Below are 22218 nucleotides of genomic sequence, written 5' to 3'. Positions count from 1 at the left end.
CTCATAAAAATGACATCTGATCAACCGCAACGCTTTGAAGATATTTGTTCTGCAGCCATTCACAGCATTCACGATGAGGGAAGCCTGCACAGCCACGCCATTCCCATTTATGCTACTTCCACCTTTGTATTCGACAGTGCCGAACAGGGTATGAACCGGTTTGCGGCAACCGAGCCCGGCTATATTTATTCCCGTTTTGCCAATCCCACCACAACAGCGGCCGAAAAGCTGATCGCCGCACTGGAAGCATTCGGATTAAAAAACGCGCAGGGAGCAGCGCTGGAACTAAAAGCATTGCTGCATGCCAGTGGCCAGGGTGCACTTTCCACCCTTTGCTTTTCCTTGCTAAAAAGCGGCGATATGGTGCTGACCAATACGGCCCTGTATGGCGGCACACACGAATTTTTTGCTTATCTCTTAGCCCGGTCCGGAATACAAACGTTATTTATAGACCTTTCTGACCTGAAGGCAGTGGAGGAAGCGTTGCAACAGCATCCGCAGATCCGGCTGATTCATATCGAATCGCCCACAAACCCGCTGATGGGTTGTACCGATATCGGGGCCATTTGTAAACTGGCAACACCTTATAAAATAAAAGTAAGTGTAGACAATACCTTCGCTACTCCGTACCTGCAGCAGCCCTTTGCGCTGGGCGTTGATTTTGTATATCACTCCACAACCAAATTTTTAAACGGCCATGGCACGGCTATTGGCGGCGTGCTGGTTGGAAAGGACCTTGACTTTATGAAAACAACTGCCACAAAAGTCTTTAAGTTGCTGGGCGCTAATGCCAATGCCTTTGATGCGTTTTTACTGATCAACGGCATCAAAACACTTCCCCTCCGGATGCGGCAACATAGCGCCAATGCAGAACGCGTGGCGGAGTGGCTGGATGCGCACCCTTCAGTAGCAAAAGTGAATTACAACGGGCTAAAAACGCATCCTGATTATGCTTTAAGCACCCGCCAGATGCGATACCCCGGTGCCGTACTGAGTTTTGAGCTGACGGGCGGCATTGCTGCAGGTAAACAATTCATCAACCGTTTGCGGATGTGCACCCGCGCTGTATCATTAGGCACGGTAGACACATTGATCTCGCACCCCGCATCCATGTCGCATGCCATCATGAAACCGGAGGAGCGATTGAAGGCCGGTATTACAGACGGGCTGATACGCATGAGTGTGGGCATAGAAGCTCTGGAAGACATTCTCGCAGATCTTGAGCAGGCGCTTTCAGGGTTGCCGGCTTAATCTGCAAACAGATCCAGGAAAGCCGCTGCAAAGCCGGAAGCCTTCAATGTTTTATTCAGGTTGCGCCGGAACGGGTTAAAGAACCCGAAACCCAGGCCGGGAATGGGCTTTACGATATGATAAAACGGCCGGCTCAGGTCTTGCGAATTAGCCAGTATGATAAAGGTCAGATCCTTCTGCGGAATCTTTACAAAAAGAGCGGAATAACCCAGCCACCAGCCCGTATGCCATAAAAGCTTCATGCCTTTGTATTCTTTTATAAACCATCCCAATCCGTATTGGATGGTTTTTCCCCTGGGTGTTACGTAGGGGGTAGTAACCTGTTGCCAGCTGCTGTCTGACAGGAACCGTTTTTCATCAATAGCAACCGTATACAGGGCCAGGTCGGCTACGCTGCTCATTATACCGGCGGCGGGATTAAATCCATATTGGAAGCGTACCCGCTCCAGTTTTCCGCGTTTCCAGTCATAAGGTGGCGCTACTTTCTCAAGAAAGGCGGTCTTGTTATAGCCTGTTAATGCAAAAGCCGCACTATCGTCTGTACTGGGCACCGTTTCCTTCATATGGAGCGGCAAAATGATCTCCTGCATCAGCAATGCACCAAACGAATGGCCGGAAGCCCGGGCAATGGCTTTCCCGATTTCTCCATACCAGCCACCATTGTACCGGAATACATAACCGGGTTTAAAACCGTTAAACGTATTGCCCATTGCCGTATGCGTCATCAGGTGCCGTAAACGGATGCGCGGATCACTGCCCCACCGGGCACCCAGGTTAATCCCATACTTACTGACAGGGTCATTGAGCTGCAGCCTTCCTGCGGCCACCTGCTGCATAAAAATGATCGACCCGAACGTTTTGGTAACAGACGCAATATGGTATACGGTATGCTCGTCTGGCAGTGTCCGGCGGTCCATATCCGCATAACCAAAACCCTTTTTCCATACCAGTTGCTTTTCATTTACAATACCAGCCGAAATGCCGGGGATATGATACCGTTGGCGCAGCTGTTCCAACCGCTGTTCAAAAGCAGCCAGCTTCCGCGTGTTCCAAAGGGTACGATCAGATGCTTTTACAGGAACAACCTGTGATACGGGGCGATGCGTGCTGCAGGAAAAGAAGAACATCGTTCCTAATATCAGCGTAAAGGAGCATTTTAACGTCATGGATTATTTTTCCGCAAAGCTCTCTCATCTTTATTCAACCGCTGGTTCAAAAGCCACTCAAATCGCGATTTGAGTCATATATAGTGCGCGCTGTCATATGATTTTTCCGGAATTCAAAGGGCGACATACCAGTTGCCTGCTTAAATACCCGTTGAAAGGTTGCAGGGGAATTAAATCCACAGTCATACGCTATTCCTGCAAAGGTTAATTGCTCCGCTCCATCTGCCAGCAATTTTTCTTTAAATAAAGCTACCCGGTATCCGTTTATGAACTCATTAAAATTTTTATGCAGGTGCTGGTTCAGCACAGCCGAAATGGTTTTAGCGGCCAGGCCGGTATGTTGCGCCACCATTTGCAGGGTAAGCTCAGTATTCAGATACAGCCGGTCCTGTTCCATGGTGTTTTTCAACAGCCGGATGCTTGCGTCCGCTACCTGCGCTGGTAACAAGACGGCTTCCTGTTTTTTTTCTGCCGCCTGTTGCTGCCAGGAAATCAGGTATCCCTTAATGCCCAGCCAGTAAATCAGCAGGGTGATGGGTATGTAAAGGGGATACCAATCCAGGTTGTCCAGCATCCAGCCGGTGTACCGGGGAATTACATAGGGCACTAAATACACAAACCAGATACAAAGAAACACACCAAAAACGATTGCAACCTGCCGCAGCCACCTAAAACCGGCCAGGCTTTTTTGTTTTTCGGCAGTAAAATACCGCAGGGTAAGCACGGTATAAATGGCAAGCGATATCCATCGGGGGATATCGGCATACACATTATAGGTATCAATGGCCATCCCCCAGGGGCGTGGATCGTTTTTAAGCAGGCCGGTCCATACGCCGCCCACAAATGTCCATGCAATCAGTGATCCTCCCAGATCAATAATAACCGGCAGAAACTGCATCCACTCTTTCTTTCCGATTTTAAATTCCGGCTCGATGAACGACCGAGTATAAAAATACAGCAATGGTCCTACCGGCATCACTATGATCATCGGAACAAGACCTGACAGAAAATTCAGCCATTTTGAACCAAACCAGCCAATATAAGATCCATATAAACAAAAGCTGGCAAGCGTTAGCAAAAAGATCAGCGTTGCCAGCAGACGGTTCGGCGTACGCAAACGCTTCGAAAAAAACAAGAGGCTGCTCACGATAAACCCCTGCACCACACCCAGCAAAATAATGGTTTGCAGAAAACGCTCCATACTTATAATTCACCGGTAAAATAATCATTTTTCCGCAGAAAGAATGGTTCACGGGTTTGATAGTATCTGTTAAAAAAGAAGCCGCATTGCCCAATGCCTGCGGTATAGTAAAAAAAAACATACCTTATAAATATCAATAAAGCATCATTTTACATGGCATGTTTCTTGGAAGAGATCAACTGTATTTTTAGCAGACCGCATGTATCCGATCGAAACCGGAAGGAATGTGACCGTATTGTCCGCTGCTTCTACCGGATAAGAATTAACTTTATAGATTCAATCGGAGGTCTGTAAATTTTTTATTGGTAGTACTATGAAAATTTCAAAGCCCGTTGATGATTTTATGTTGCGCATGCGCGAGTTCCTCACAGGAGATGCCACTCCTGAATTCAAAAAAGAAGAACCCTTCCGGCTCGAATTATTCAGTCATGATCAGATGCAGCAGCACGGCAGCACCATTGCCCGTTCGCATGTAGTGGCAGGCGGACATCCGCCGGATAAGGTTTTGCCCCGGCTTGACGACAATGAAACGGTGATTGCAAAGGTGTACGAACTGCTCAATGATTCCGTAAGCTCTAAACAGCCCATTGCTCCTGCCAGTGAATGGTTTCTGGATAACTATTACCTCATTAAGGAACAGATTGCGCTGGGAAGAACCCATCTTCCTAAAGGTTATAGCGAAACGCTTCCGATACTGGCAAAAGGACGGTCGGCGGGCTTTCCCCGGGTATATGATATCGCACTGGAGCTCATTGCCCACAGCGACGGACATATCAGCATTCCCACACTCACCGCATTTATTGACGCTTACCAGACCGTAACCCGTTTAACCCTGGGTGAGCTTTGGGCCATTCCCATCATGCTGCGCCTGGCCATTATCGAAAATATCCGGCGTATCGCTTCACGGGTAGCCATGGACCGGCTGGAAAAGAATGTAGCCGTTTACTGGTCCGACCAATTACTTGAAACGGCCCAAAAAAATCCACGTGACATTATTATTATCATTGCGGAAATGGCCAAGTCGAAACTGCGGCTGGACAGTGGGTTTGTTGCAGAATTCATCCGGCGGTTACAGGGCCGGGGCCAGGGGCTGGCCCTGCCGCTTACCTGGCTGGAAGAGCGGCTGGCAGAAACCGGCCGATCGTCCGTTGAACTGGTCAATATCGAAAATCAAAAACAAGCCACAGACCAGGTCTCTATCCGGAATTCCATCGAAAGTATCCGGCTGATACGCAGTACCGACTGGCGCAGCTTTGTAGAGCAGGTAAGCATTGTTGAAAAGATATTGAACACCGATATCGATGGCATTTACGGGCAAATGGACTTTGTAACCCGCGACCGGTACCGGCATATTGTAGAATGGGTGGGTAAAAACAGTGCGCTGGAGGAATACCAGGTAGCACAGCTCGCCATTGACCTGGCCAAAGAGCGTGCCGGAAAAGGAGCTCCGCAGCGGCAGCACCACGCAGGTTATTACCTCGTTGACGAAAAAGGACAACAGGTCCTGATCCGGAAATCGGGTATGCGCATCTCTTTAAAACACCGGTTCAAAAACCTGCTGAAGCACAACCGGCTGCTGTCTTATGCCGGTTCGGCCCTGTTTCTTTCCCTCCTGCTTAGCATCTGGATGGTGCTGTATGCCTATAAACAAGGTGCGGGCATCTATGCTGCACTTTTATTGGGGCTCGCCTCCTTTATCGCATGCAGTCAGGCCATCGTCATCCTTATCAACTGGCTTGCCACCCTCATCGTAAAGCCCCGCCCCCTTCCCAAAATGGATTATTCGGACGGCATCCCCGAATCCGGTCGTACAATAGTGGCCGTGCCCAGCATGCTCTCCAGCGAAAAAGCCATTGAAGAGCTGGCAGATGAATTGGAAGTACGCTACCTGGCCAACCCCGAAGAACAGCTTTTCTTTGCCTTACTGACGGATTTTACCGATGCACCGGAAGAAAAAATGCCTGAAGATGATGCACTGCTCGCTTATGCCCGCAAACGCATCGAAACTTTAAACCATCAGTATGCAAAAGAGGGCAGTTCCGGAAGCCGGTTCTTTCTTTTTCACCGGCCCCGGAAATGGAACCCCTGTGAAAAAATTTGGATGGGGCAGGAGCGTAAACGCGGTAAACTGGCCGAATTGAACAGTTTTTTAAGATCCACGGGCCATTATGATTTTATGGAGATCACCGGCGATACGGCCTCCCTGAAGCAGGTACGGTATGTGATTACACTGGACGCAGACACGCAACTTCCACGGGAAGCTGCCTGGAAACTGGTAGCCACCATGGCTCACCCTTTGAACCAGCCGGTACTTAATGCGCAGCACACCCGGGTGGTAGATGGTTACGGCATTTTGCAACCCCGCGCTTCTGTAACCATTCCCCGCACCAACAGCAGTTACTATGCAAAAATGCATAGCAACGATTCCGGGCTGGATCCTTACACACGGCTGGTGTCCGATGTATACCAGGACCTGTTTTCCGAAGGATCCTTTGTAGGAAAGGGGATCTATGATATTGATGTTTTTGAAACCGTGCTGGGTGATACCTTTCCTCCCAATCGCATTCTTAGCCACGACCTGCTGGAAGGATCCTATGTACGCTCCGGTTTGCTTACAGATGTGGAGTTGTTTGAAGAATACCCCGAAACCTATTGGGCAGATGTGAGCCGGCGTCATCGCTGGATACGGGGCGACTGGCAGATTGCCAGTTGGGGAACGCCATTTGTGCCAGGCAGGGAGAACAAACTCCGCCGGAACTTTATATCCAGCCTCTCCCGGTGGAAGATATGGGACAATATCCGAAGGAGCCTGGTAGCTCCGGCGATGGTGGCCTTTTTAATCATAGGCTGGGCCTTTGTTCCCTATCCGCAGTTATGGACGCTTCTTTTTTTCACCGCCTGGCTGTTGCCACTTGCAGCCAGTTCCATCTGGCAGCTGTTTCATAAGCCGGAAAGCATGCACTGGCGGGCACATCTTTTGGAAATAAGAAATAATGGCATCAACAGCCTGGCGCATATCCTGTTTAGTATCCTCTGCCTCCCCTTTGAAGCCATTCAAAACCTGGATGCCATTTTCCGTGCCAACTGGCGTATGCTGATCTCCCATCACCGGTTGTTACAATGGACGCCATCCGGAGTATCCAATGGAAAACAAAAGAACATCGTTCAGGCATATCGGTATATGTGGCCCTCCGTATTGATCCCCGCCGGCATCATTGCATTGCTGGTTACCCTTAACCCCGATGCGCTTTGGATGGCTGCACCCTTACTTGCGGCATGGTTGCTGGCGCCGGTGGTTGCCTGGAAGATAAGTAACCCCTCTGCCAAAAAAGCCGTTGACCTGTCTTCAAAAGATATTGACCGGCTTCATTTTTATGCACGTAAGACCTGGGCTTATTTTGAGGATTTTGTAGCCCAGGAAGATAATTGGCTGGCGCCGGACAACTACCAGGAGCACCCGATAGAATCCCTGGCACACCGCACTTCTCCCACCAATATCGGCCTCGCACTGCTCTCCAATTTATCGGCCTACGATTTTGGTTATTTATCCATAAACAAACTAACGGAAAAAACGTATAAAACCTTTGAATCGCTTGCAGCACTGGAGCGCTATCGCGGACATTTTTATAACTGGTATGATACCCTTTCGCTGGTGCCTTTACAACCCAAATATGTTTCCGCTGTAGATAGCGGAAATTTTATTGCCAGCCTCATCCTGCTGCGGCAGGGGCTGGAAGAGATCCGCCAGGAAAAACTTTTCAAACAACAACACATTAATGGTTTGTTGGATACTTTTTCAGTACTAAAAAGTTTTTGCGACAAAAAAACACAGGCCGACTTATTGGCCCTGCCCGGCAGGATCCTGAACAACCTGAAAGCTGCCTTTCCGCTTACATTGCATGAACTGATGACGCAACTCAACGCGCTTCAGGAGCAGGCAGGTATTTTAAAGAACAACAAGGTTATCGCCGCAAATGCAGAAGCGCTCAGCTGGACAGAACGCCTGGAAACCCAGTTAACAGATCTTATAACCTGTATCCGGACCTTCTGCCCCTGGATACTTCACCTGCCCATAACCGGTATCGATCCCCGGCTGCAGATACTGGAAGAAATTCCTTCCATCAATAATATACTGGAGCTACAGCGCATACTGCCCAGGTACATCAACGAATCCATCAAAGAAACCGGCAACAGTGCCGATAAAGAGCAATTAAGCCTGCTGCTGAAAGAACTCGAAACGGGGTCCGCTTCTGCCACCGGGTTCCTGTCCGGACTTGAAAAGATAAAACACAGCTGTATTGATTTTTCAACGGCCGACTATGATTTCCTGTACAATAAATCCCAGCACCTTTTCCATATCGGGTATAATGTAAGTGAGGATGCCGCTGATAAAAGCTATTACGATATGCTGGCGTCGGAAGCCCGTTTGGGGATTTTTACAGCAATTGCACAGGGCAAGATCCCGCAAACCGCCTGGTTTACGCTTGGCCGGCTGGTAACCAATCTGGGTAATAACCCGGTATTGCTATCCTGGAGCGGATCTATGTTCGAATACCTGATGCCCCAGCTGCTGATGCCCTCCTATGAAAATACATTGCTGGACCGCAGCAATAAAGGAGCGGTGAAAAACCAGATCGGGTATGGCAATAAAAATAATATTCCCTGGGGCATTTCAGAATCCGGGTATAATCTGGTAGATACCAGCCTGCATTACCAGTACCAGTCATTTGGCATTCCCGGCCTGGGCTTAAAAAGAGGACTGGCCAACGACCTGGTTATTGCCCCCTATGCCACCATGATGGCGTTGATGATTGATCCGGCAGAAGCCATGGACAACCTCCGCACCCTGTCACAAAAAGGATTTGAAGGACGTTATGGTTTTTATGAAGCCATTGATTATACGCCCTCCCGCATGCCAAGAGGCCAGTCGCATGCCATCATAAAGTCCTTTATGGTACACCACCAGGGAATGAGTTTTTTGGCCATGGCCTACCTGCTGTTGGATAAAAAGATGCAGGAGCGGTTTATCAGAGATCCGCAGTTTCAGTCGGCACTGCTATTACTCCAGGAAAAAGCGCCACGCTCTACGAATTTTTATGAGCACACGGAGGATAACAGTGCGCGGCAAACCGTTTCACACGAATCGCATATGCGGGTATTAACCACTCCCAACACACCCATTCCGGAGGTGCAGTTGCTTTCCAACGGAAGATATGCCCTTATGATCAGCAATAGCGGCGGCGGTTACAGTCGCTGGAAAGGCATTGCGTTAAACCGTTGGCGGGAAGATACCACATTGGATAACTGGGGGCTCTTCTGTTATATAAAAGATTTAAGCACCGGTCATTTTTGGTCCAACACCTATCAGCCCACCCTCCGGAAAAGCAAGGCGTATGAAACGGTTTTTTCACAAGGCCATATTGTATTCCGGCGCGTAGATGACGGTTTTGAAACCAAAACGGACCTGGTGGTTTCGCCGGAGGACGATGTGGAGATCCGCCGTATCCGGATCACCAACCGGTCCGCCTCCACCAAAACCATTGAGGTTACCAGTTTTGGAGAAGTGGTCCTGGCGGATCAGGCTGCAGATGAAGCACATCCCGCCTTTAGCAATTTATTTGTACAAACGGAAATAGAAAAAGATGCCAGCGCCATTCTCTGTACCCGCCGGCCCAGGGCCCGCAAGGATACACCACCCTGGATGTTTCACACGTTTATGCTGCATGGAGCCATCAGCGAGCAGGTATCGTATGAAACGGACCGGATGCGGTTCATCGGCCGCGGCCGCTCTGTGGCGGCTCCGGCAGCCCTGGAACAGGATGGTCAGCTATCCGATACAGCCGGTTCTGTATTGGACCCCATTGTTGCTATCCGGCAGCGGATCACGCTAAAAGCCCGCCAAACGGTAACCCTCGACCTGGTTATGGGTATTGGCGAATCCAAAGAAGTCTGTATGAGCCTGCTGGCAAAATATCAGGACCGGTATATCAAGAACCGGGTATTTGAACTGGCATGGACCCACAGCCAGGTACTGCTGCGCCAGATCAATGCCACAGAAGTAGAAGCCCAGCTTTTCAACGCCATTGCCGGCTCCATTATCTATGCGAACAACAGTTTCCGCGCAGCGGCTTCCGTTATTGAAAGCAATTTAAAAGGACAGCCGGGCCTTTGGAGCTATGCCATCTCCGGCGACCTTCCTATTGTACTGGTTCGCGTAAAAGATAGCAATAACATCGAACTGGTGAAGCAGTTAATCAAAGCGCATTCCTACTGGTCGCTAAAAGCATTGCGGGTAGACCTCGTAATCTGGAACGATGATTTTGGCTCCTACCGGCAGGTATTCCAGGACCAGGTGATCGGGTTTATTACGGCAACCAGCGGTGGTGTACTGGATCAGCCGGGCGGTATTTTTGTAAGAGCAGGAGACCAGATCTCCAGTGAAGACCGGATCCTGTTTCAGACCGTTGCCAGGGTCATCTTTGACGATGACAAAGGCACGCTGGCCGAGCAGGTGCTTCGGAAAACACCGGCAAAAGGATTGCCGGAGCCACTTTCCGTACAGCTGCGGCATCCTAAAACAGATCCTCAGCAAAGCGTTACATTACCGGGGCAGCTTCTGTTCGCCAACGATACCGGTGGGTTTACACAAGACGGCAAAGAATACATCCTGGAATCGGGTCAGCAGAAAAAGTCGCCCGCGCCCTGGTGCAATATCATTGCCAATAAAGAAATCGGATCCATCCTCTCCGAAAGTGGTTCGGCCTATACCTGGGTAGACAATGCTCAGGCGTTCCGGCTCACGCCCTGGCAAAATGATCCTGTAACCGATAAATGCGGCGAAGCCTATTATATCCGTGATGAAGAAACAGGCGTTTATTGGTCGCCCACGCCATTGCCGGCCCCGGGCAAAAACGCGTACATCACCCGGCATGGCTTCGGATATTCCGTTTATGAACACATACACTATGGCATTTCGTCTGAATTATGGGTTTATGTAGACGAAACCCTACCTGTTAAATATGCAGTGCTGAAACTGCGCAATCTTACAGACCAGGAACGTAAACTTTCTGTTACCGGCTATGTGGAATGGGTTTTGGGAGATCTGGCCCATAAAAATAAAATGTTTGTGGTGGCCGATAAAGATCCTCAAACAAATGTACTGTTTGCCCGTAACCGTTACAATTCGGCCTTTTCAGATAAGGTTGCTTTCTTTGACACCGATGCCCATGCAAAAACATTTACCTGCGACCGTGCAGAGTTTATCGGAAGAAACGGTACGCGCCGCCGTCCTGAAGCACTTTCAAGAAAGCATTTGGCAGGAAGGGCCGGTGCCGGGCTCGATCCCTGCACCGCGCTACAGGTAATGATCCGTCTTGCCCCGGATGAAGAACAGGAGCTTGTTTTTCGCCTGGGTGCGGGCAAAAATGAACAGGAAACCCGCGAACTGGTAGCGAAAATAAAAGGAAATGCTTTTGCCAGCGAAGCCCGGTTGAAGGTACACAATCAATGGAACCGTATCCTGGGCGCCGTTTTTGTAAAAACACCGGATGAAGCCATGAACGTAATGACCAATGGCTGGTGGCTGTACCAGGCCCTGGCCTGCCGGGTTTGGGGCAGAAGTGGCTTTTATCAATCCGGCGGGGCCTTTGGCTTCCGCGATCAGTTGCAGGATGTACTGGCACTTATGCACACCACTCCGGAAGTTACGCGGGAGCAGATCCTCCTGGCCGCTTCCCGTCAATTTAAGGAAGGGGATGTGCAACACTGGTGGCACCCGCCCACCGGCCGCGGCGTGCGTACGACCTGCTCCGACGATTATCTCTGGCTTCCATATGTTACGGCACGATATATTACGGCCACCGGCGATAAGGACATCCTCAATGAATACGTATCTTTTATCGATGGGCGCCCATTACAACCCGATGAGGAGTCCTATTATGACCTGCCGGTATTTCTGAATCATTGGGAAACCCTGTACAATCACTGTAAACATGCCATCAGCCATGGATTAAAATTCGGAGAACACGGACTGCCACTGATCGGATCGGGAGACTGGAACGACGGTATGGATAAAGTGGGCGAACATGGAAAAGGAGAAAGCGTATGGCTGGCCTTTTTCCTTTATGATGTCCTTACCCATTTTGCCACCATTGCCGCGGCATATGGCGATGACGACTTTACCACGCTTTGTAAAACGGAAGCCGGTAAATTAAAAACGCATATCCATGAAAATGCCTGGGATGGCGATTGGTACCGGCGTGCTTACTTTGACGATGGCACTCCGCTGGGATCGGCCACCAACGAAGAATGTAAAATCGATTCCATTTCCCAGAGCTGGTCGCTGTTATCGGGCGGAGGAGAACCGGAACGGAGTTTACAGGGAATGAACGCATTGAACAAGTTCCTTGTCGACCGGCAGAATAAGATCATCAAGCTGCTCACGCCCCCATTTGACAAATCGGATCTATATCCAGGCTATATTAAAGGTTATGTACCCGGCGTACGGGAAAATGGCGGGCAATACACGCATGCGGCCATCTGGACCATTATGGCCTTTGCCGCATTGAAAGACAAAGAGCGGGTTTGGGAGTTATTCTCTATGGTGAACCCGGTGAATCATACACGTACGGCCGAGGCGGTTGAAAAATATAAAGTGGAACCCTATGTAATGGCTGCGGATGTTTATGGAGCACCGCCACATGAGGGCCGGGGTGGGTGGACCTGGTACACGGGTTCCGCGGGGTGGACTTACCAGCTCGCCATTGGGTCCATCCTGGGATTGAACCGGGAAGGCGACCGTCTTTACTTTAATCCCTGCATTCCTGATGCCTGGGAAGGATATGAGATCCGGTACCGGTTTGGAAATACGTATTATCAGTTGCAGATTCAGAACGAGAAAAAAGATGGCAGCATCCGGCTCAGCGAAAACGGGCAATCTTTAAGCGATCCGTTTATTACCTTACAGGATGACGGCAATGAGCATCATATAATAGTGGAGTTATAGCACTATAAAATCTTTTTACCTGGCCTGGGCATAATAGCAAGACATTTCCGGCGCTCCGGTCGCCGGAGGCCGGGCTTGTTTACATTTTTTTCTTAATTGCTTTTTTTGTAAACAAATCTGTTCTCCGCTTTTTTGTGTACAGCTTTTTTGTGTACAAAATTCTTGTACACAAATCTTTTGTAAACAACTTTTGCGGCCTACCAACGCCGATCGCGATCAGGATAAATTGAGATTCAATGCCGCGAAAATTTAAATGACACCCCAGCCGGGGTGGCCGTGCCTGCACCGGGTGCGGATATAAAAGTTCGGCGAAAGGCTGCGGTAAAAACGCAATAATATACACCTCACAAAAATGTTACGCAACCATTGCAGCTTCATAATCCCGAATAAAGTATTTTCGCTCTACTCAGAAATACAGCATCCATTCATATGAAAAAATTGTTCGCACTCGCCACCGGTCTCGCCATCATCAGTCATTTTACCGGTACCATTGCCGCGCAAACCATTATTCCTGTTGAAACCAGGAACGTAGCCGTGGTAATGCAAACCGATAAAAACAATCATTTAAAAATTATTCACACCGGCAAAACCTTGCAGGCGCCGGAAGAATATGCAGCGGCGGGCCGGATGTACCATCTTTCCGGCGACGGCGGCAGCTCCAACAACAGTGCTTTTGCTGTGGCAGGAATTGACAACAACTTTTCTGAACCGGCCATTGCTGTAGTGCATGCAGATGGCAACAATTCACTTGATCTTCGTTATGAAAACAAGAGCGTTACCAATGAAGGCGGCGCCACACTCACGAAGATCACGCTGAAGGATGCGGTTTATCCCTTTTATGTAGATCTTTTTTTCAAGGCCTGGAAAGATGAGGATGTCATTGAACAGTGGAGTGTGATCCGGCACACAGAAAAAGGAAAAGTGACCCTGAATAAATACGCCTCTGCCAATCTTTATTTCTACAATAAGGATTATTACCTTACCAGCTATAACGGCAACTGGGCAAAAGAAATGCAGCCGGAACAAACACAGTTAAAACAGGGTATGCATACCATCCAGTCCCGGTTGGGCACCCGCGAGAACCTCATTGGCTCGCCCAATTTTATGCTGGCGTTGGATGCTCCTGCTACAGAAACCAGCGGTACTGTGATGCTGGGCCAGATCGCATGGAACGGCAATTATTCCATACAATTTGAAACAGATATCAATAAAAAAATGCACCTGGTGGCGGGTATCAATCCCTACCAGTCGGCCTACGATCTTAAGCCCGGCACTTCATTTGAAACGCCACGGTTTACCTATACCCTGTCCTTTACCGGTACTGGAACCGGCAGCCGCAACCTGCAAGCCTGGCTGCGCAATCATCAGTTGCTGGATGGAAAAGGCGAACGGCTTACCCTGTTAAATAACTGGGAAGCCACTTATTTTGATTTTGACCAGGAAAAACTGGTGGGGCTTTTTAAGGGAGCAAAGGACCTGGGCGTGGATCTCTTCCTGCTGGATGATGGCTGGTTTGGCAATAAATACCCCAGGAACGGCGATAAGGCCGGACTGGGCGACTGGCAGGAAAATAAAAAGAAACTGCCCGATGGACTACCCTACCTGGTAAACGAGGCGGGGAAACAGGGTATCAAATTCGGTATCTGGATTGAACCGGAAATGGTCAATCCAAAAAGTGAACTGTATGAAAAACACCTGGATTGGGTGCTGCGCGAACCGCAACGTCCGGAGATCTATTACCGCAATCAATTGGTACTGGACCTCACCAATCCGCAGGTGCAGGATTTTGTATTTGGGGTAGTAGATGGTTTATTTAAAAAGAACCCGGACCTGGCCTTTATTAAATGGGATTGCAATGCACCTATTTTTAACGGGCACTCTCAATACCTGGAAAAAAATAAGATCCCGCAGTCGCATTTATACGTGGAATATACCCGTGGCCTGGAAAATGTATTGCAGCGCATCCGTTCAAAATATCCAAAAGTGCCCATGATGCTTTGCTCTGGCGGTGGCGGCCGGTCAGACTACAGTTCCCTGAAATACTTTACAGAGTTCTGGCTCAGTGATGATACCGATCCGCTGGAGCGGGTATTCATCCAATGGAACTACTCCTATTATTACCCGGCCATCGCCATGTGCAACCACGTAACCGATTGGGGCAAACAGCCGTTGAAATACCGGGTAGATGTGGCGTCCATGGGCAAGCTCGGGTTCGATATCCGCGCCAATGAGCTCAAACCGGAGGATCGCGCCTTCTGTCAGCAGGCGGTTAAGAACTACAATGCTTTTAAGGATATTGTGTGGCATGGCGATCTGTACCGGCTTGCAAACCCTTATGAAAAAGACCTGGCATCCTTAATGTTCGTCAATAAGGAAAAGAACAAAGCGGTTATGTTCAATTATCTTACAAACGCAAGATATATCAGCGAAGCGGCCTTGAGTCCTATTCAGCTCCAGGGACTTGATCCTGCCAAAAAATATAAGATCCGGGAACTTAATCTCTACAACGATCAAAAACCCGGCATAGATGAAAGCAAAACCTATAGCGGTGATTTCCTCATGACCATTGGGTGCAATCCCAATGTAACATTAAGTCGCACCAGCGTGGTGCTGAGCATTGAAGCACTCTGATCTCCGTTTGTTTGGTATACATCATATGAAGGCCTTTGTTTTTTATAACTTTTTGTATGCGAACAATGCGGCCGTCATTGAAAAGCAGGCGCAGCAATTTCCCCCGGAGATGTTGTCCGCTATAAACCGGTACCAGGCTGCGGCAGACCGGCAAAGCAGGCTCCTATCCCGGCTGCTTTTAATGCGGGCCATGGATAGGCTTTGCCCCGGACAGGAGGAGCTGATACATACCATCGCCAGATCAACAGACAATAAGCCCTTTTTTAAAAACAGTAGCTACCAGTTCAGCAGCACACATAGCGGGGAATTATGCGCAGTAGTTATTACTGAAAGTATACCTGTTGGAATTGATGCGGAATTTATAAAACCGGTAAACCTTTCGATGATGCAGGACTGGCTGCATGAAAATGAAATAAAACAGGTTAACAGCAGTTTGAATTCCACTGCTGCTTTCTATAAGATCTGGACACGGAAAGAGGCGATCATAAAAGCTGCCGGTACCCGACTTACAGAAACATTAAAAGACATCGATACAAGCCGGTTACCCGTACCATTTAAACAAGCGCAATATTATTGCTATCCTGTTCATCTGCACCCGGATTATATTGTACATATAGCCGCACCGGTGCCGGTAGCAGCAATCGAAACAACAGCCCTTATTTTTTCCTGATCTATTGCAGCCATTTTTCATACACCAGCCGGATGGGCTTATATCCCTGCTGTTGCAGCCAGCTTTGCATTACCGTATTATTCACCAGGGTATACCGGTATACCCTCCGGATATTAAAAGAGCGGTATTCGGCCTCAAAAGCCTGGTTCAGCCGGGTATAAATGCCCTGTTTCCGGTATTCTTTTTTTACATAGCCTTCAGAAACATAGAGATCTTCTCCCTTGCCTGTTTCAAAATCACTGTCATCCCGCTCTTCAATATATCCAAAAATAAACCCGATGGCCCGGCCATCCATTTCCGCAACCAGGAACCGGCCATGATTTTCATCCAGGCATTCTTTTACAAAATTCAGGTACCGTTCCCGGATGGCGTCCCAATCGGCAGTACGATCATTCAGGCTTTTTTCTGAATCATGCAGTTCCCGGAGCAATGCATCCGCAATACTGCGTTCATCTGTAAAATGAATTGTTCTTATGGTAACCATATCAGCGCTTTTATATGGGCCGCACCGGGCTGCCTCCCCAGGCGGTATTATCCGGTAATTGTTCTCCTTTCATAATCAGCGACAGCGAATCAACTGTAACATGGCTGCCCACAACACTGTCGTACAATACAATACTTCGGGTGCCAATGGTGCTTCTGCTTCCGATATTTACGGTGCCTACTTTCATAATCCGGTCTTCAAACAAATGCGTTTGCGGACCACAATCTTCATTCAGCATCGCTTCATCTCCAATGGTCACCATATCAAACTCTGTAATATCCGTTGTATTCAGCCACACTTTTTTTCCCGTTTTTACACCCAGCAGCCGTAACAATAACGGAAGCCACATCGTACCGCGAAGCGGGTCCAGCAAAAACGGCACAGAAAGCGCTTCATGAAAACTGGTGATGGCTTCACTCAACCATACCTTAACACTGTACATAGGCATCGCTGCCTTTTTATATTTTCCTACAAAGATCCATTTCAGCAACACTGCTACCAAAAACAGCGGTATTCCCATAAAGAACAAATAGTAGAACGGAATAAACAGCAGCAGGCGGCCCACAGAAACCAACAACAGGTTATGCGCATATGCAATCAGCAGCACCGAAGCAATAATGACGCAGGTTTGCGGCAGAATAATGCGGATGCCTTCCACTACCGCTCTTGCTATTTTTAAACCGGCTGAAGGGTGATAGGTCAGCTTATCTTCAAAACCCTCCATTTTTTGGCGGGCTGGCAGTGCTATGGGCGGAGAGCCAAACCAATCGGCATTTTTATTGGCGGCCCATTCTTTTTCATCCGGAGCCTTGGATAGCACTCCAACAAGCGTATTATCTTTCAAATGATATCCCTGCGGAATTAGGCCACTATTCCCAACAAAACTATTGTTTCCAATAACAGTTTTTTCAAGTGTCAGCACTTCATTTTTTACGTCATGCTCTCCCAGGATCACCGCATCGGCAATAAAAGACCCGTTTCCTATTTCCAGTAAATGATGCGACACATCACTGGCAGTAGAAATCTCAGAATTCCTGCCCACCTTAGCACCCAGCAAACGGTAAAACCAGGAAATATACACCGAAGCATACAGGGGATGCAGTACGATCAGGGACATATTCATCAGCTGATCCTTTACCCATTTACGGTAATAGGTAAAACTAAAGATGGAATATTGCCCCTCCTTCATCTTCCACTGCAAAACACGCGATATACCCGCTACGCAAAATATAAAAATAAGCAGGTAGGAGGCCGCCAGCAATGGCGTTTGCCACAGATAGCTGAAATCATAATCATCCGCATTATAGTCAGCCACATATAGCGTATACAGCGTGGGAAACAGGGGAATAACAACGATCAGGGGAAAGATAAATAAAGAGCAGAGGTAAACAAAGGCATACCGGTTTCGTTTGGCTGCAGGAGCCGGCTTAATTCCAACACTCGCGTTGTCGTTTATAACCGCCTCTTTTTTTGCAGGACTGCCATTCCATATTTCGTTTTCACCGATACGTTCTCCTTCACGTAGACAGCTCAATTCCCGGAGTTCCCCATTCTTTTCAATTACCGTATTACCACAAACAATAGAAGACGAGCCCAGGTAGGCATGATCTCCGATCCGAACCTGGCGCAACCGGAGCAGCCCGTTTTCCACCACCGCATTATCTATAGCACAACCGGAACTGGTGCTTACATTTTTTCCGATGCTGACCAGGTCTTCCGCGGCAATCGGCAAAAAACTAAGCTGAGCGGTGGGATGCACTTTTACCCCAAGAAGCCGCAGGTATCTTGGATATAAAGGCGTATCTACAATATACTGGGAAGGTAATAGCCGTTTCAATGCCTTCCATAGCCACCATCTGAAATAATACCAGCCCCAAAGCGGGTAATCGCCTTCTTTTATTTTACCGATCACTATCCATTTCAAAACAATTGCCGTAAGTGCCAGCGTCGGAGGGATAAGGATATATAAGAACACTGCACTCGACAACGCCTTCAGATAAGAGTCGCCGTTTGCAAGGAAATAATAATAACTGAGGTAGGGAAAAATAACCTCTATTGCCAGTAATCCGTAAACGAAAAGAAGACAAACCGTTTGCAATACATTACACAGGTAATATTGCGCGGTAGACACCCGGTGAAACGGTTGTTCCTTTGGAGTGGTACCTGCTTCCTGTTTTTCAGCCAGGCAGCCGGCAAACGATTGCAGGGGACGGTGCTCGTATATATCCTTTAAGGACGCATGCAACAAACCTGCATCCCGCCGCAGGGAGGAAACAACGGTGGCCGCCAGCAGGGAATGACCGCCTAAATCTGTAAAAAAATCCTGTTGCAGGTTAATCTCTTTCCCGGGAAAAACAAGCTGCAGCACTTTGAGCAGGTGCTCTTCCACACTCCCGTTTTTATCAAATACAGGAGCATCTGCCGCATCGTTCTTTTTCAAAAAGGATTCCGGCTGGGGGAGTTGTTTCCGGTTAATTTTACCGCTGGGCATCCGGGGCATATCCGCAATGGATACAATGGTAACCGGCACCATGTAGGGTGCCAGGAACGTAGCCAGCTGGTGGCGGATCTCGTTTTCATTAAATGCATGTACACCACTCCACACTACATAACCCACCAGCTGATCCTGCCCGTTGGCGTCCTGTTTTAAGGTAACCGCGGCAGCCGAAACACCCTCAATCCCATTCAGGCGACTTTCGATCTCGCCCAGTTCTATGCGATATCCCCGCAGCTTTATCTGGTCATCAAAGCGGCCATGAAATTCAATAAAACCATCCTCGCGGATCACCACGGCATCGCCGGTTTTATAAAGGGTATCTCCCGGAAGTTCGGGGAACGGGTTGGACAAAAACTTTTGGGCGGTCAGCTCCGGCAGGTTAAAATACCCCTCCGTTACGCCCGGTCCCGTAAGGATCATTTCACCCCTTTCCCCGCGTGGTACGATCTGCATATTTTCGTCTACCACCGCCACATTGTAATTGGGCAGCGGGTCACCGATACTGATCTCATCTCCTGCTTTGATAAACGCCATATTGGAGGATACCGTCGTTTCGGTAGGCCCATAGCTGTTGATAAATATACGGTAGGGCGTTCCCCATTTCTGTAATACGGGTTGGGTGCAGGCCTCGCCTCCTGAATTTACGAGCCGGAGCGCAGGCACTTCATCAATAATCGCCAATACACTGGGTACTGCGTGTAAAACCGTAATATGATTTTCTGTAAGCACACTGCTGAGCTCGTCCAGTGCTTTTACCGTTACCGCATCGGCGATCCAAACAGTGGCACCGGCAAATAAACTGATCCACACCTCCTCACACCACATATCAAAAGAAACTGAAAAGCCCTGGTACACAGTATCCGAAGACCGGATCTGTATGGTATCCTGTTCAGACCGTACCAGGTGGCAAATATTATGGTGGGCCACAGGAATGCCCTTGGGTGCGCCGGTACTGCCCGAAGTAAACAACACATAGGCCCAGTTTTGTGCACCGGCTTCACAAAGTACAGGCGGTACCCGTTCTTCCGGGTTAGCAGGCACCGGAATGGGCGGACAATGAATACCGGCATCTTCATCAGAAAAATAGGTTTTCACCTGTATATCCCCGAATACTTTTTGAATCCGCTCCAGGGGCATTTCCCGGTCAAGCGGCACATAAGCAGCACCGGCTTTTATAATACCCAGTATGGCAACCGGCAGTTCCATACTTCGTGGATACCACACCCCTACACGGTCCCCGGCTTTTACTCCACGATTTTGCAGATCTGCGGCAATCGCATTGCTCCAGCTATCCAGTTCCGCATATGTTAACCTGCGGTCCTTAAAGATGAAGGCCGTTTGATCTTTATAGGTCATAAACGAGGGGGCCAACAACTCCGGCAGGGTTTCGGTTTTAATGATCTCCGGGATCGATTTACCCAAAAGCACACTTTGTGACATAGCGGACGAACTATTTAACGGATTATACGCAAACGCTTGCCTGTTACTGGAACAAACATAACTATTTACGCCCAGGAGCATCTTTTTATTTATCCCCGGAGGAAGCAGACGCATTTCCCCGGTTATTCGTTGCCCGTATGCCGCGCTAAAAGCTAAAGACAAGTTGATGAAGGCTTTAAAGTACAGCGCCTTTTCCTCATTGGATGCCTTATTCAAAAACAGCCGGTGGCAATGCTGTTGCTATTGCTGAATGGGTTTGATGACCCACGCGGGGTTGCCCGCTGCAAAGCTATTCGCGGGCACATCCCTTGTTACAACACTACCCGCCCCTATCACACAGCCATCCCCAATATGCACACCGGGCAGTATGGTAACATTGCCTCCTACCCAAACGCTGTTTCCGATCACCACTTCCTTTGCATATTCCAGGCCGGTATCCCGTTCGGCCACATTCATAGGATGCAGTGGCGTATAGATCTGCACGCCGGGTCCAAACATACAGTGATGGCCAATGATAACCGGCATCGTATCCAGGATGGTGCAGTTAAAGTTAAAAAACACATTATCGCCAATCGTTATGTTTACTCCATAATCACAAAAAAAAGGGCCCTCAATATAAAGACCTTTTCCCTGGTTCGGTATCAGTTTTTTTAAAATAGAAGCCTTCGCTTCATATTCCAGGGCATTACATTGGTTGTATTCCTGGCAAAGACGGTGTGCCTGGTCGCTCATGGCCCGCAGTTCGGGATCTGCCGGAGTATACAGTACTCCTGAAAGCATTTTTTCTTTTTCGGTGATCATTGAAGGTAATATTAGTATACCGTAAATATAGTAAATCGGGAAAAGGGCAACAAACACCTGGCAACCGGGTATGAGCGATGTTTTAAAGAAATCGTATCTTTAATTATGGCTGCTATGAAAAACACGGTGATTGTACCACTGGGCAGGTACATCGACCCGCTAACTGATTTTGGGTTTAAACGGATATTTGCTTCTGAGTCACATAAAGACCTGCTGATCGCCTTCCTGAACGCCTTATTCCAGGGCCGCAAAAAAATCTGTGCCATGGTATATAACCCACAGGAAAATAATGGCCCGGCCAGGCATCACCGTAAAACCATTTTTGATCTTACCTGCACAGGACCCGATGGAGAAACCTTTATCATAGAAGTACAACGTGCCGGGCAAAAATTTTTTACCGACCGGGCCCTCTTTTATACAGCCTGCAGACTACAGGAACAGGGACCAAAAGGAAATAAACATTGGGATTTTGAATTAAAGGAAGTGTTCTTTGTAGGCATTATGGATTTTAATTTTGATCATACATCACCTGGTAAATACCTGCACTATGTACGGCCGACAGAAGAAGAAACCGGTAATATATTTTATAACAAACTGGGATTGATATTTTTAGAGCTTCCCAATTTTAACCTGCGGGAAAACGATCTGAACACCGATCTAAAACGCTGGCTGTACGTACTGCGCAATATGGCGAAATTGGAGAAAATTCCGGTAAATTTGCATAAAGCGACATTTCAAAAGCTGTTTAAACTTGCGGAGGTTTCCAACTTAAAAAAGGAGGAGTATATGTTATATCAAAAAGACGTATTGGACAAATGGACTGAATATTCCGTATTAAAAACTGCGGAGGAAAAGGGTATAGCAGAAGGAGAAGTTCTGGGCAAAGCAAAAGGGAAGGCTGAAGTTGTTGCCAACTTAATTACCAAATTTGGTTTTACAAATGAACAGGCTGTGAACGCCGCTGAGGTTTCCCTTGATTTTGTAAAAAAGGTCCGGGCCTCTTTGAAGAAAAAGTAAGATATCTTAAATAACAATTGAAGGAACCGCTTCCAGCCAAAAGGAGCGGTTCTTTC

Annotated in this window: 10 protein-coding genes; 5 read left to right on the top strand and 5 right to left on the bottom strand. The window is 48.4% G+C overall.

Annotated features, from left to right (window positions below):
* The first annotated feature begins 9 nt into the window (after positions 1–9).
* The gene (locus Q1V85_RS03810; RefSeq protein ID WP_300597606.1) at positions 10–1251 is read left to right on the top strand and encodes an aminotransferase class I/II-fold pyridoxal phosphate-dependent enzyme; all 1242 of its coding nucleotides are present in this window, start codon (positions 10–12) and stop codon (positions 1249–1251) included.
* On the opposite strand, the gene Q1V85_RS03805 is transcribed toward Q1V85_RS03810, so the two are convergent.
* Positions 1248–2417, bottom strand: a complete 1170-nt coding sequence (locus tag Q1V85_RS03805; protein ID WP_300597604.1) for a serine hydrolase domain-containing protein — start codon at positions 2415–2417, stop codon at positions 1248–1250. The two genes, Q1V85_RS03810 and Q1V85_RS03805, sit on opposite strands and share 4 nt — an antisense overlap.
* A 46-nt stretch (positions 2418–2463) precedes the next feature.
* Complete coding sequence (locus tag Q1V85_RS03800; RefSeq protein WP_300597602.1) at positions 2464–3618, bottom strand: helix-turn-helix domain-containing protein; 1155 nt, start codon at positions 3616–3618, stop codon at positions 2464–2466.
* Positions 3619–3931: 313 nt separating this feature from the next.
* On the opposite strand from Q1V85_RS03800, the gene Q1V85_RS03795 reads away from it, so the two are divergent.
* The 3 genes from Q1V85_RS03795 (at position 3932) to Q1V85_RS03785 (ending at position 15923) form a co-directional block, all read left to right on the top strand.
* Positions 3932–12622, top strand: a complete 8691-nt coding sequence (locus Q1V85_RS03795; RefSeq protein WP_300597600.1) for a glucoamylase family protein — start codon at positions 3932–3934, stop codon at positions 12620–12622.
* Between the two features lie 429 nt (positions 12623–13051).
* Entirely contained in the window at positions 13052–15253 is a 2202-nt protein-coding gene (locus Q1V85_RS03790) for an alpha-galactosidase (RefSeq protein ID WP_300597598.1), read from the top strand.
* A 25-nt stretch (positions 15254–15278) separates the two neighbouring features.
* The gene (locus Q1V85_RS03785) at positions 15279–15923 is read left to right on the top strand and encodes a 4'-phosphopantetheinyl transferase superfamily protein (protein WP_300597596.1); all 645 of its coding nucleotides are present in this window, start codon (positions 15279–15281) and stop codon (positions 15921–15923) included.
* Between the two features lies 1 nt (position 15924).
* On the opposite strand, the gene Q1V85_RS03780 is transcribed toward Q1V85_RS03785, so the two are convergent.
* The 3 genes from Q1V85_RS03780 to Q1V85_RS03770 all read right to left on the bottom strand — a co-directional run bounded on the left by Q1V85_RS03780 (position 15925) and on the right by Q1V85_RS03770 (position 21145).
* Entirely contained in the window at positions 15925–16407 is a 483-nt protein-coding gene (locus Q1V85_RS03780; RefSeq protein ID WP_300597593.1) for a GNAT family N-acetyltransferase, read from the bottom strand.
* Between the two features lie 10 nt (positions 16408–16417).
* Positions 16418–20344, bottom strand: coding sequence for a Pls/PosA family non-ribosomal peptide synthetase (locus tag Q1V85_RS03775; RefSeq protein ID WP_300597590.1), 3927 nt, complete (start codon positions 20342–20344; stop codon positions 16418–16420).
* A gap of 240 nt (positions 20345–20584) precedes the next feature.
* Entirely contained in the window at positions 20585–21145 is a 561-nt protein-coding gene (locus Q1V85_RS03770) for a sugar O-acetyltransferase (protein WP_300597588.1), read from the bottom strand.
* Positions 21146–21259: 114 nt separating this feature from the next.
* On the opposite strand from Q1V85_RS03770, the gene Q1V85_RS03765 reads away from it, so the two are divergent.
* The gene (locus tag Q1V85_RS03765) at positions 21260–22162 is read left to right on the top strand and encodes an Rpn family recombination-promoting nuclease/putative transposase (RefSeq protein ID WP_300597586.1); all 903 of its coding nucleotides are present in this window, start codon (positions 21260–21262) and stop codon (positions 22160–22162) included.
* Positions 22163–22218 lie beyond the last annotated feature (56 nt).

The sequence above is a fragment of the Niabella sp. genome (assembly GCF_030150205.1).
In the GTDB taxonomy this organism is placed as follows: domain Bacteria; phylum Bacteroidota; class Bacteroidia; order Chitinophagales; family Chitinophagaceae; genus Niabella.
The sequence above is the reverse complement of the archived record's forward strand: the minus strand, read 5'-3'. Positions and strand labels throughout refer to the sequence as shown.